The 13,191-nt window shown below is 56.4% G+C and carries 12 protein-coding genes; 2 read left to right on the top strand and 10 right to left on the bottom strand.

Annotated elements, in window-relative coordinates:
* Nucleotides 1-596: 596 nt before the first annotated feature.
* Both PHP98_10240 and nadC read right to left on the bottom strand, forming a co-directional pair.
* Complete coding sequence (locus tag PHP98_10240) at nt 597-1,439, bottom strand: type III pantothenate kinase (GenBank protein ID MDD5484005.1); 843 nt, start codon at nt 1,437-1,439, stop codon at nt 597-599.
* Between the two features lie 53 nt (nt 1,440-1,492).
* Nucleotides 1,493-2,368 (bottom strand): carboxylating nicotinate-nucleotide diphosphorylase, encoded by an 876-nt coding sequence (gene nadC, locus PHP98_10235; protein MDD5484004.1) that lies wholly within the window; start codon nt 2,366-2,368, stop codon nt 1,493-1,495.
* A 121-nt stretch (nt 2,369-2,489) separates the two neighbouring features.
* Here nadC and PHP98_10230 point away from each other — a divergent pair, with 121 nt between their 5' ends.
* Nucleotides 2,490-3,518, top strand: coding sequence for a diguanylate cyclase (locus tag PHP98_10230; protein MDD5484003.1), 1,029 nt, complete (start codon nt 2,490-2,492; stop codon nt 3,516-3,518).
* A 44-nt stretch (nt 3,519-3,562) separates the two neighbouring features.
* On the opposite strand, the gene lon is transcribed toward PHP98_10230, so the two are convergent.
* The 8 genes from lon to PHP98_10190 form a co-directional block, all read right to left on the bottom strand.
* Nucleotides 3,563-6,004 (bottom strand): endopeptidase La, encoded by a 2,442-nt coding sequence (lon, locus tag PHP98_10225; GenBank protein MDD5484002.1) that lies wholly within the window; start codon nt 6,002-6,004, stop codon nt 3,563-3,565.
* Nucleotides 6,005-6,063: 59 nt separating this feature from the next.
* Nucleotides 6,064-6,543, bottom strand: coding sequence for a hypothetical protein (locus PHP98_10220; GenBank protein ID MDD5484001.1), 480 nt, complete (start codon nt 6,541-6,543; stop codon nt 6,064-6,066).
* Nucleotides 6,544-6,670: 127 nt separating this feature from the next.
* A complete protein-coding gene (locus tag PHP98_10215; protein ID MDD5484000.1) occupies nt 6,671-8,245 on the bottom strand; it encodes a D-aminoacylase in 1,575 nt (524 codons plus the stop codon).
* A 69-nt stretch (nt 8,246-8,314) separates the two neighbouring features.
* A complete protein-coding gene (locus PHP98_10210; protein ID MDD5483999.1) occupies nt 8,315-8,821 on the bottom strand; it encodes a hypothetical protein in 507 nt (168 codons plus the stop codon).
* Nucleotides 8,822-8,861: 40 nt separating this feature from the next.
* Entirely contained in the window at nt 8,862-9,470 is a 609-nt protein-coding gene (gene pgsA, locus PHP98_10205) for a CDP-diacylglycerol--glycerol-3-phosphate 3-phosphatidyltransferase (protein ID MDD5483998.1), read from the bottom strand.
* A gap of 174 nt (nt 9,471-9,644) precedes the next feature.
* Complete coding sequence (rimO, locus tag PHP98_10200; GenBank protein ID MDD5483997.1) at nt 9,645-11,012, bottom strand: 30S ribosomal protein S12 methylthiotransferase RimO; 1,368 nt, start codon at nt 11,010-11,012, stop codon at nt 9,645-9,647.
* 44 nt (nt 11,013-11,056) lie between these two features.
* Entirely contained in the window at nt 11,057-11,728 is a 672-nt protein-coding gene (bamD, locus tag PHP98_10195) for an outer membrane protein assembly factor BamD (GenBank protein ID MDD5483996.1), read from the bottom strand.
* 29 nt (nt 11,729-11,757) lie between these two features.
* Nucleotides 11,758-12,408, bottom strand: coding sequence for an HPr family phosphocarrier protein (locus PHP98_10190; GenBank protein MDD5483995.1), 651 nt, complete (start codon nt 12,406-12,408; stop codon nt 11,758-11,760).
* A gap of 132 nt (nt 12,409-12,540) precedes the next feature.
* Between PHP98_10190 and PHP98_10185 the strand changes: the two genes are divergently transcribed.
* Nucleotides 12,541-13,116, top strand: a complete 576-nt coding sequence (locus PHP98_10185) for a tRNA (cytidine(34)-2'-O)-methyltransferase (GenBank protein MDD5483994.1) — start codon at nt 12,541-12,543, stop codon at nt 13,114-13,116.
* Nucleotides 13,117-13,191: the final 75 nt, after the last annotated feature.

The following is a 13,191-nucleotide window of genomic DNA, read 5'->3' as shown; positions in this document are numbered from 1 at the left end:
GGAACGCGGACGTTTGCGTGTACGAGGAATCTTCCGGCAAATGGTATATCGTGTCCCTTGACGGCATGGTGGTGGCCTGGCCGGCCCGGCACGGCGGCTACGGCTTCGCCCCCGTCAAACCCTGATTGGCCCGCAGATGGCAGACTCCCGCCTGGCGATCTTACGCGCCCGGACATTCCGGTTACTGTAATTGAATTAGGCCGCCAAAAGCGGCAACTGTATTTGATAGACGTAGGAGCCGCATCCCCATGCGGCGATTCCAAACACCAGATGCATCGCCGAACAGGGGTTCGGCTCCTACCCACGATTTTGCGCTCTTTTGCGGCAAGTTTGGAATTCGTATGCCTGAACGTTAGTATTTAGCAATCCGCAGAAAAGAATCGATAAGATTACAGGATGCTTTTTTATCCTGTAAATCCGCTATTCCTCAGTTGGTCAACTGCCTGACTTTTCTTTTCACCTCAACTTTGGCAACCCCAAAGTTGATTAAGGCGCTCTTTATATTCCATCACTTTGGCTTTCTGGCCAAAAGATTAACACGATAATCCCGTTATCCTGTCAACTCTTCTGCAGATGGCTTTCAGATTTCCTTGATTTCAAGACAGCTTGCCGGACGGCGGAATTCCGGCGGCCGGCGGCGCGCTTTTGGCGGGAAAATTAAGACGGTAAATCCGCTCCAGACCGCGCAAGGTCAGAAAGGGATCAATCGCTATGCCCAGGCCGGAGCCCACCAGCACAATGGCGGCATAACCGCCGGTGGCGCACAAGCGCGCCCCGCGCAAGCCCTTTTCGCGTTTCAGGCTTGCCGCGATTTCCCGCACCATGCCGAGGCAGCCGTACCGCAATCCGGCCAGCATGGCTTGCTTCGTGTTTTTGCCGATCAACGGCGGCTTTCCTTTCGCCGACATCGCCCCGCGAACGGAAGGAAACGGCAGGCGCGGCAGGAGCGCCGTTTTTTCGGCAAGATATCCGGCAAAAAGCATCGGACCGGGCAAAATGATGCCGCCCTCATAGAAACCGCCGGATGAAACAATGTCAAAGGTCAAGGCCGTGCCGAAATCCATGACGATAACCGGCGCGCCGTATTTTTCATGGGCCCCCGCGGCATTGGCGAGCCGGTCGGCGCCGATGCTGGCGGGATTTGGATAGTTTATTTGTATCCCCAGTTTTAATTTATGATTCAACGGCAGGACTTTTCCGCCGGAGACTTTTTCCAGTTCGTCCGACCATATCCCGCCAAGCCGCGGCACAACCGAGCATAGAACCGCCCCGTCAATCCCGTGCCGCCGCTTGCAGGCGCGCAACAGCGCGCGCACCGCCGCCCTGGTCTGCGCCCGCGAGGGAACGCGCCTTACATCCATAAACCGGCCGCCGCGCGCAAGCGCCAGATGCGTGCTCGTATTACCGATATCAACCAGAAGTATTGAAGAAGAATTCATGCCTGCCCCACCCTGCCACATATCCGCAAAACGCGCCCGTTGCGAAAAAAACGCTAACCGGTGATTTCCAGCGACAAATCGGCGGCCGGGACGGAATGGGTCAGCGCCCCCACGGAAATCGCGTCCACTCCGGCCGCGGCAATGGCGCGGATATTCCGCAGGGTAATGCCGCCGGAGGCTTCCAGTCCGGAACGGCCCGCGCAAAGCGCCGCGCATTTTTTCATCAACGGCGCCGGCATGTTATCCAGCATGATCCAGTCGGGCGCCGCCGCGAGGGCGTCCTTGAACTGCGCCATTGTTTCAACCTCCATTTCAACAGGTTTGCCGGGATTTTTCCGGCGCGCCTCATCAACCGCCTGCGCGAGCGAATAATTCCTCCGCCACAAAAAACGGTGGTTGTCCTTGATTAAAACCATGTCGTAAAGCCCGAACCTGTGGTTGGTCCCCCCGCCGCACCGGACCGCGTATTTTTCCAGGGCACGCATGTTCGGCGTTGTTTTGCGGGTATCCAGTATTTTTACCCGGTAATGCCCGGCCGCCGCGACGCACCGGGCGGTCAGGCTGGCAATGCCGGTCAAACGCTGTAAAAAATTAAGCGCGGTGCGCTCGGCGGCGAGAATGGAACGCGCCCGGCCCGTCAACACAAGAATTGATTCCCCGCGCCGCGCAATGCGCCCGTCCGGCTTCAGAATCCGGCAGGCGATATTTCCGTCAACCAGCCGGCAGACGAGCCGGACGATTTCAACCCCGGCGACAACATATTGCCGGCGCGCGACAATCGCGGCGCGGACCCGGCATTCCGCATCAATCAGCGCCTGCGAGGTAATGTCGCCCGCGCCGATATCTTCCTGCAAGGCCTGCCGGACGAAATTTTCAACCGCCGGGTCAAGCCACGGTTTGCGCATAAAAGCATGTTTATCGGCAATCATTTTCCTCCGCCTCGCCTCTCCGCTCCTTTTCCACCGCATGACCGCAGGAGAATATACTTCAATCTTGACATTTCGTCTACAATCGGTTTTATTCTTTTATAAAAGGCGGAAGGGAGCAAACATGGCCAATGAGCTTAAAGCGATTATAGAATGGATGATCAACGTTTTCCGCGAGCTGGGCGGGGCGCTTACCATTGAAGAAGCGTTGCACATCGTCATTGAAAATATCAAGAACCACTTTCCGCATCAGACCCTGGCGGTGCTTACGGCCGACGAAAACACCAGCAACCTCGTCATCAGAAATTCACGCAACTTGAGCTACTCCTATGTCAAAAATTTCAGCCGGGCCGCGCACGGCAACGTCACCGACCGTCTGCTTTTGAAGCACGACCGCGTTCTCCTGAACAATATCAACCGCGCCGGACCCGACTACGCCGAAATCAAACTTGAGCATGACTTCAATCATGCCTGTCTGGTGCCCATTGTCCAGAACCAGCGGGCAATCGGCTACCTGCACTGCGACCGCATTGACGACCCGCCCTTCACCGAAGACGATGCCCGGGAATTGCTGGCCATCGGCTATCTGATCGGGCAGCAAATCGCCCGGCACGAGCTTCTGACCCTGACGCGGAATCTGGCCAGAACTGACGAAGCCAGCAAGGCGCTCAAATACCACGCATTTCTGGAACAATACCTGCGCGAAGCGGCCCGGGCCAAAACCTACAACAACCCCCTGACGCTGATGCTTTTCGGCATTGACAATTACACGCAATACGTCGCCACCTGCGGCGTTGCCGCCGGCCACGCCCTGCTGGAAGAAGTTCACCGCCTGATCCGGAGCAATGCGCGCGAGATTGACTTTATCGGCCGCTTTGCGGCCGATAAATTCATTGTCTGTTTGGGCGGGATGAATTCGGCCGAGGCAAAAAAAACGGCCGAGAACATCCACGCCGCGATTCAAAAGCAAACCGCGCTGACTGCCAGGCAGCCGACGCTTGTCAATGGAGTGTCCATGACCTTTGCGCGCAAAGAAGACCTGAACTTTCCCGTGGAAAAAATATTCGCCCGGCTCGGCAGCGGTCTGCTCGCGGCCCGCCGGCAGGGGGCCGGCCAGATAATCGTGATAAATCCGGAGCAGAAAACGGAATAATCCGTTATGATTTTCCCGCTCCGCGCGTGGAGCGGGCGGTAAAATTATTTAAAGCACAACCGGACGACGTCGTCAAAGGCGTTCACGAAATGCGGCTTCAGGCCGCGACGGATGTGCGCCGGTAATTCGTCAAAATCGCGCTTGTTGGCGGCCGGCAGGATAAGATCGGCCACTTCGGAGCGTTTGGCGGCGATGGTTTTTTCTTTAATCCCGCCGACCGGCATGACCAAACCGGTCAGGCTCAACTCGCCGGTCATGGCCCACCTGGGCTTAACCGCCTTATTGACCGCGAGCGAATAAAGCGCGGAAGCCATGGTAACGCCGGCCGAAGGCCCGTCCTTGGGCGTGGCGCCGGAAGGCACGTGCAAATGGATAAAATTCCTGTCAAATATTTCCCGCACCGCCGGATTTTTATTCAAATGGGCGCGCACCATGGTATAGGCAATTTCCGAAGATTCCACCATGACGTTGCCCAGCTGCCCGGTTTGCTTGAAGCCGGGTTTGTCGGCCGCGACCTTGGTTGCCTCAACATAGAGCGTTTCGCCGCCCATATTGGTCCAGGCCAGCCCCATGACGACTCCCGGCCGGGGCTTCTTGAAAGGATCTTCGTCCAGAAAGATTTTTTTCCCCAGCATTTCCGGCAAATCAGCGGCGCCCACGGCGATTTTGCGCGTCTTGCCGGCCGCGATCCGGCGGGCCGCCTTGCGGCAGATGCGCTTGATATTATTTTCCACGCCGCGCACCCCCGGCTCGCGGGCATAACCGTCAATGATTTCACGCAAGGCGCCGTTGGATATTTTCAACTGCTGTGATTTAAGTCCGCCGGCCTTGAGCTGTTTGGGAATGAGGTATTTCCGGGCAATCTGCAGTTTTTCCTCAAGGATATATCCGGAAAGCTTGATGACTTCCATCCGGTCCAGGAGCGGACGCGGGATCGTATCTAGGATATTGGCGGTGCAGACAAAAAGCACGCGGGACAAATCAAAGCGCACGTCAAGGTAATGGTCCAGGAAATCCCTGTTTTGCTCGGGATCCAGCACCTCCAGCAGGGCGGAGGCCGGATCGCCCTGGAAACTCGCCCCGATTTTATCAACTTCATCAAGCATGATAAGGGGATTGGCGCTTTTGCAGAGTTTCATGGCCTGGATAAACTTACCCGGCATGGCGCCGATATAAGTGCGCCGGTGTCCCTTGATTTCCGCCTCGTCCCGCATGCCCCCCAGCGAAAAGCGGTAGAATTTGCGGCCGATACTGGCCGCGATGGAGCGGCCGACCGATGTTTTGCCCACACCCGGCGGACCGACGAAACAGATGATTGATCCGGAAACGCTGCCCTTGAGAATGCCGACGGAAAGAAACTCCAGGATGCGCTCCTTGACGTCCTCCAGGCCGTAATGATCGCGGTTCAAGACGGCCTCGGCGCGTTTCAGGTCGTAATTCTCAGGGGTGTAAACGCCCCACGGCAGGGATGTCAGCCAGTCCAGATAAGTGCGCGTTACGTTGAATTCCGGCGAAACCGGCTCAAGCATGCTGAGTTTGTTTATTTCCTCTTCAATCCTTTCCCGGGCTTCGTCCGTCAGGACCAGGGATTTGAGCCGCGCGCGGAACTGCTCCAGATCGGCCTCCTTGCCTTCCTTGGAAAGGCCAAGCTCTTTTTTAATGGCCTTGAACTGTTCGCGCAGGAAAAAATCACGCTGCTGTTTGGAAAGTTTTTCCTCTATCTGCTGGTTGATTTTGGCCTGGATTTTCGTGACATCCACCTCTTTCTTGAGAAGGATGAGCGTCTTTTCAATGCGCTGGCGGACGCTTACTGTTTCCAGTATTTCCTGCAGCTCCGCGCCGCCGGCGGTCGTCATGGCGGCCGCAAAATCGGCCAGACGGCCGGGCTCATTCAGGTTGGCGCGGGTCAGGAAAAGGTTCAATTCGTCCTTGAACAGCGGATTGAGCTTGATGAGCTCTTTTATGGAAGTGATGATGGCGATGGAATACGCCTTCAATTCCTCGTTGACCGACATTTCGGTTTCAACCAGATACCTGACCTGCGCCTTGATAACCGGCTCTTCGGCGGCGATCTTTTCTATCCGGAAACGTTCCAGAACGCCCAGCATAATCTGCAGGGGCGTTTCCGGCGCCGCCTGGTTGACGCGGATGATTTCCACGACCACCCCGACCGGATACAAGTCCTCCCCCTTGACGACGTCCTGCTCGGTCCGGCCGGCCCGCGGCCGGATCAAAACCACGCCGGCATATTTTGAATTTGACTGCAAAACCTCCTGCACCGCTTTCCGGCCGCGCGGGTCGTCAATGATCATCGGCACGATCATCCTGGGAAAAAGAGGGCGGGACGTGATGGGAATAATGGGGAGCTGGTCGGGCAGGGTTTCGCGGACAAGCACAAGGCGTTTCTCCGGCTGGGCGTTTTGCGCGTCCCTCCGCGGCAAATCACCGGCATTTTTTTGCTTGTCGGGGTTGTTGTTGTTTTCCATGGCGCAATAACCGCCGCGGCCCTCGGGCGCAGGCGGATTCAGCCGCAAAAACGGCGGGATTATTCCGATTTCCGGACCGGAAACGGCATTCTTTGCTCTGCCTTGGGCAAAGCCGGCATGGTGGTCAGGAGCATGTCGCGATTGAGGCGCAAATCCGCCAGATCCCGGTCTTCTTCCAAAATTGCGTTGATTTTCAACTGCATCTCAATCATTTCCCGGCGGTATGCCTTGATCTGCGGATTGTTCTCAAAAAGGTAAGCTTTCCTTTCCGCAATCTGTTTCTTGCATTCTTCAATCCGCGCGCTTGTTTCCATGACCTTCCGGATAAAGTCCGCGCTTATTTCCGCGGAAAAAGGCGCCGGCTTGCCCGAGCCGCCGGGCGCATTGGGGAAAAACGTTTTCCCGGCGGAAACCGGCGCAACCGCCGGTAAAGCCGGGGCGGAGGATTCCGTCCGCGTTGTTTTTTCGCCGTCCGCAAAACAAACCGCCGCGGCAAACAAAACGCAAATTACCGTTGTGACTGCGCCGTGCTTATTCATCGCTCAACCTCCCTGAATTAAATTTTATTATCCATTAAAATTGAAAAATACAATAAAGATAAAAATCCGGCAAGCCGAAAATGCGCCGCAGGGCAAGGCGGCCAGGGAAATTCCGCGCCCCCCGGCGTTACGCCGGCTTCAGCACCCGGCCGGACCGGTTGCCGGTAAAACGCCCGTCTGCAACCGCCAGTTCGCCGTTCACCAGCACCGCATTGATCCCGGCCGAGAGTTGATGGGGGTTTTCGCAGGTTGCCAGGTCTTTCACCGCGGACGGATCAAAAACGACAATATCGGCCGCATTGCCAACGGCAAGTTTTCCGCGCCCTTTGATTCCGAACGTCTCGGCAGGCAGGGAAGTCATCTTGCGGACGGCCTCGCCCAGCGGCACGGTTTTGCCGTCCAAGGCGGCGCGCAGGAATTTCGGGAAAGCGCCGTAAGCCCGCGGATGGGGATGATCGTTCGCAAAGAGGCCCTCCGGCGCGCGCAGGGAGGAATCCGTGCCGAGCATCACAAAGGGTTGGGCGAATATTTTCCACATGTTATCCTCGTTCATCCCGGCATAAAAGGCCTGGGTCTGCAGTTCATCGGCCTCCAAAATCCTGAGCGCCGCCTCGGCCGGCTCCACGGCCATTTTATCCGCAATCGCCTGAATGGAGCGGCCGCGCCATTCGGCCGCGGTGGAAGTGGCCACGATAATCCCTTCCCAGTAAGACGCGGAACGGTCTGCCGCCAACTCGTCCCGCACTTTCCCGCGCGTTTTTGTTTCGCGCAATCCCCCCAGAATGGAAACGCGGTCGTTCGCGGCCAGCCAGTCCGGCAGGAGGATATCCAGATCGGTGCATGAAAAAAGATAAGGGTAACGGTCCGCGGATACTTCCACGCCCTTCTCCCTTGCCTTTAGAATCAAGGAAATGACTTCGTCAATAAAGCGCCAGTTTTTGGATCCGGCCGTTTTCAGGTGGGAAATCTGGACCTTTACGCCCGTTTTGCGCCCGACGCCGACCGCCTCGGCGACGGCCGCCAGCACCCGGCTTTTTTCACTGCGGATATGCGTCGTATAAACTCCGCGGCGGCGCGCCACGACCGCGGCCAACTCCGCGACCTCGTTTTCGGCCGCATATTTTCCGGGCCGGTAAATCAAGCCGGTGCTCAAACCCCAGGCGCCATCGTCAAGGCTTTCTTCAAGCAAACGCTTCATTTTCCCCAGTTCCTCAACGGTGGCATAACGACCCTCGCATCCCATGACAAGCTTGCGGATGATATTGTGTCCGACCAGGGGAACCACATTCACGGCCGGACGGCTTTGATCCAGCAGGCCGAGATATTCGCGCATGCTCCGCCATTGTCCGGGAAACGACAGGCATTGCCAGTCAAACGGCAAATCCGACTTACCGGCGATCGGCGCGGCGGAAGCGCCGCAATTGCCGATGATTTCGGTAGTAACCCCTTGGTAAATCTTGCTGGGCGCGGAAGGCGCGACAAGCAGAAATGCGTCGGAATGGGAATGGGCGTCAATGAAGCCGGGACACACACAACAACCGGCGGCATTTATTGTGCGGCGGGCCGGCCGGCCGGAAAGACCGCCGAGCGCCGTAATGCGGTCGGCCTTGCCGCCGATATCGGCGGCAACCGGCCCCCGGCCGGTACCGTCAATGATTTTGCCGTCCTTGATCAACCAGTCAAACATATCGGCAATCCGCATTCAAAACGGCTTTCCAGCCGCAACCAAACCCAACCACACATGATAAAATATGCTCCGGCAGACTCGCCGTCAATTTCCGCCGCCGGACGGCTCTTTTTCATGCGGCGCGTCCTCTTCCGGAGGCAAGGCGTCCGTCCCGGACAACAGGGAGGAAACCTCCGCCTGCACGTGTTCCAGTTCGCCGAGATTGAGCATGGGATCGGTTACAATAAAAGTTTCGCCTGTTTTGCGGTGTTCATAAACGCGCACCATGGCCAGGCCGTCATTTTTACGCACTTCCTTCTCGGCGAGAATGCGCCGCCGCTCAAGCATGACGGCCAGGATAAAAATCGCGTTGCGATGGACGGGATCGTTTTTTTCAATCAGCTTCCGCAGGAGCGATTCCGCCGTCTCCTTTTTCAGCACTTCCGGCGGCGGAGGGACAACCTGAAAAGTTCCTTTCCAGACGCTGAAGGCATCCGGGGAAGGTGTTTTTTTCCAGCAATGTTCGCAACAATCGCTCCGTTCGTAGGCCGGCCCGTTCAAGCGCAGGCTGGAAATATAGATTTGTCCGTCGGCAAACGGTTTTTGACACATTTTACAGGCCTTATCCCGCGGCTTGATTTCCCATTCCTGATTAAGCATCCTTCATCACCAGCTTTCGGTACTGCCATAAATAAATCGTCCCGGAGATCACGGTCAAGACTGCGACCATAACAACAATCCAGAAAATCAGGGGATTAAAATACTGATTAAACGCCGCCAAGTCAAATTCAAGATTTCCGCCGCCGGAATTTATCACCGGCAGCAAATCGTCGCGGACGGCTTCGCCCAGGATAATGACAATGATAACAACGATCTGCCACAATGTCTTATGCTTGCCCCAGCGGCCGGGCACGACCGTCATCCCCTGGCTGGCGGCCAGCAGACGGATGCCGGTAACCATGAACTCGCGGGCCATGATGACAATAACGATCCAGGCCGGAACAATCTGGTCCTGGGCGGCAAAACAGATAAAGGCCGAACAGATCAGGACCTTGTCCGCCACCGGGTCCATCAAACGGCCGAAAAGAGTGATGGTCCCGCTGCGCCGGGCAATGAGGCCGTCCCAGAAATCCGTCAAGGCCGCCGCGCCGAAAATGACCAGGGCCGCGGTTTTGCCGAAAGACAGATCGGACAGCAGGAAAAAGGGCAGGACAAACGCCATGCCCAGGCGGGCCAGCGTGATTTGATTGGCCGTTTTCATTATTTAAAAATTAAACTGGAAAATTGAATTCTGATTTTTCCGTTAAAAGCCCCGGCCGGCGCCGGGCAATTGCATAAATTCAAATACCGCCGCAAATCGCCGCAGAATTTCCGCGGTTCTCCGCATTTTTGCGGCAAAAACATTCTTGAAACCGGCCCGGCCCCGCGTCAATTTTTAAATTCTTTCAACAGTCTCCGCGGTCAAATCGTATCCCGAAGCTTTCACATAACGCGCCGTTACAAACATCCCCGGCGCGAGCCGGCCAGTATCATCTCTCAAATAAACCGCGCTGTCAACCTCGGCCGCCTGCCGGAACGAACGCGCCAGCCAGACATGTTTTGCGCCGGGCTTGCGCCTTTCAACCAGCACTTCCTCCGTTTTGCCGACGGCATCCGTCAATTTTCCGGCAACGACTTCCTGCTGGCGGCGCATTAAAACGGTTTTTCTTTTGAGGGCAATGCGGCGGGGCACCTTGTTTTTCAGGCTGGCCGCCCGCGTGTTTTCCTCGTCCGAATAGGCAAACACGCCCAGGTGGTCAAAGCCGGTTTCAGCGGTAAAATTGAGCAAACGGCGGAAGTCGGATTCAGTTTCTCCGGGAAATCCCACCAGGCAGGTGGTACGCAGGGCGATTCCGGGGAGGGTTTGCCTGATTCTGGCAAACAATTTCCGCAAGGTGTTTTCGCCGCCGCCCCGTCTCATCAGCCTTAATATCTTCGGACTGCAGTGCTGGATCGGCAGGTCCAGATAACGGCATATCTGCCGCGTTTCGCCCATTGCCTCCATCAGATCATCGCTGACACCGGCGGGGTGTCCGTATAAAAGGCGGATCCAGAATTTTCCACCCAGCCTTCCGAGCCGGCGCAGCAAAAACGGAAGACCGGCCTTTCCATTGATGTCGCGCCCGTAAAAAGTAACATCCTGCGCAATCAGGTTGAGTTCGCGGACCCCGCGGCTCAGAAGTTCCTCCGCCTCCCGGAGAATGCCGGCGGCGGAACGCGAGCGGTATTTCCCGCGGATTTGCGGGATCGCGCAAAAAGCACACCGGTGGTCGCAGCCGTCGGCTATCTTAATATACGCATAAGGGGCGCCGGTAAAAAGAATCCGGCCGGCCGGCGGGTCAATGACGGCGCGAGGGGAAGGCGGTATTTCCAGGAAACCGCGTTCCCCGCGCAACAGGCGCCGGACAACCGAAGCGACGCGGGTTATCCGATCAATGCCGAGAAAGGCGTCCACCTCCGGCAAAAGAACCGGCAACTCTTGCCGGTAACGCTGCGGCAGGCATCCGGCAACGACGATCAACATGTCCGGTTTTTTCTTCTTCAACGCGCAGGCGTCCAGGATGGCTTCCACGGCTTCTTTTTTGGCCGCATCAATGAAAGCGCAGGTATTGACGATGAGCAGATCGCCCTTTTCCGGCGCACTGGCCAATTTAAATCCGGCCCGCATAAGATGGGAGGCCATCACCTCGGAATCCACCAGATTTTTCGCGCAGCCGAGGCTGATAAAACCAACTGACAATTGGCGCGTGGTTTTCGGATGCATGGCTGATTCAAAAGGCGCGGCGGGCGGGAAAGAAACGCGGCGGATTATTGCCCGGCCGATTGGCTTTGCCGTTCCTGTATTTGGCGGTCAAGCGCCTGCAGGGCCGCCTCGGCATTCGGACGCCATTTATTTTCCGGATGAGCGGCGATAAAATCCTCGTAAATGACGCGGGCCTCATTTAATTTTCCCGTTGCCTGCAGACAACGCGCCTTGCCGAAGAACGCCTGCGGCGCCAGGAAATGAGCGGGGTGCGCCAGCAAAAAAGCGTTAAACCCCACCAAGGCCTTTTCCATCTCGCCCCTGCCCTCGGCGCACATCACTTTTCCCATCTCGGCCGCAGTCAGCATCGGATGCCGGGGATATTTTTCAATGAATTCAACGTAGCGGCTGTCGGCGGCGGCATAGTCGCCGGATGAAAAACACGACGAGGCCAATGCCAGCAAAGCCGCCGGAGCGGCGGGCGACCGGGGATACTGCCGCGCCAGGTCTTCAAATTGTTTTGAAGTTTGCGCGACGCCCAGAAGCCGGGCGGCCTGCTCGTTGCCGCGGCTGGTTTTGAGTGTATAAAAAACAAACCCGGCCAGAATAAAAGCGGCCAAAAACAGGGCCAGATAAAGGAAAACACTTTGTTTTTTTAAAAAAAACAGCAGGCCGCGATAAGCGTGAACGAACGCGGAATGAGCGTCGCCGTCATTATTCTGGTTAAGATTTTTCATTTAATATCGTCCCTTCGTTACCCCGCGTGTTATGATTCAATGCCGGCCACGCCTTCAATGTCCTGCCGTTTGAACGTTTCATTGATGTACATGGCGATTTCCTCAAGGGCGTCTTTGGCCTGGGGACCCGTGCTGATAATTTCCAGAACGTCGCCCATAACGGCGCTGACCGACACCAACCCCAGAAGCGATTTGACGTTCAGATATTTTTTTTCCTGAAGAATGAAATTAAAACCGATGAGTTTCGCATGGTGCAGATACACTTCGCAATCGTATTTCTTCGCCATTTTGGCCAGGGTCGCCGCCGGTTGGATGTGCAACCCCTTGGCGCTCTGCAGGGTAAGCTTCGCCTGCAGGAACCCGTTGCGCTCCAGCGATTCGCGTTCGGCCCGCCAGAGATGCGCATATTTCGCGCACCATTCCTCCGCCGCGGTTGTTTTGCCAATATCGCGCTTTTCCTCCATGGAACGTAAATATTTATGTTTTTCAATTTCATGGATCTGCTCGGCGCTGTCGTAGTGCTGTTTCTCGCGCAGCCAGTTTTCGCGGCAATACTTCATAAAGTCCTCCGTGGCGGTCTCCAGCGAGACTTCCATGCCCTGCGCGAGAGACATGGCGCGTTGATGTTCCAGAATGGCCTGGAGCTCTGCCGGAGTCAGATTGATATCCTTGACATCCATACCTTGAAGGTGCTTCCCGTTTTTGCCGTCGTGCAACAGCCAAATAATGTAAGAAAATTCATTATATTTGGCAATAACAATTATCGTCAATATTGCTTTTACTTCCCGGCTTTATCGTTCATAATGTCCGGTATGTCAGCTTTTCATCAGCGCCGTTATCAACTCCCCTTTGTCCGGCCGGCGCCGGTTTTGAATATCGCCCTGATTGAGCCGGAAATACCGCCGAACACCGGCAATATCGCCCGGCTCTGCGCGGCCACCGGGACAACACTGCATCTGGTCGGGCCGACCGGCTTCAGGCTGAACAATCCCGCCCTGAGAAGGGCCGGTTTGGATTACTGGGCATCCGTTGACTTGCGCCGCCATTCCTCCCTGGAGCAATTCATGCCTGAAATATCGGGGAAACGCTTTTTCCTTTTCAGCACCGCCGGGAAAAAGACGTATACCTCCGTTTCTTACCGGCCGGGCGACTATCTTGTTTTTGGAAGCGAAAGCCGCGGTTTACCGGACGACCTTTTGGCAAACCATCCCGCCCTGACCCTCGGCATTCCGATGCAAAGCGCGCTCGTCCGCTCGCTGAACCTGGCCTCGGCGGCGGCGATTGTCCTTTACGAGGCTTTGCGCCAGATATGCTCAATGAAAGGACAAAACGGCTTTCCGGAATCTTCCGCGCAAACATCCGGCAATGGCGCCGCAAAAAGCGGATGAGCAAATGCCCGCAAATACGCACCCCTACCGGGGCCGGACAAAACAGCTTGCCGCGCAACGGATATTCTGTTATCA

The organism is Kiritimatiellia bacterium (genome assembly GCA_028715905.1).
Lineage (GTDB): Bacteria > Verrucomicrobiota > Kiritimatiellia > JAAZAB01 > JAAZAB01 > JAQUQV01.
This window is presented reverse-complemented; position numbering and strand designations above follow the sequence as displayed.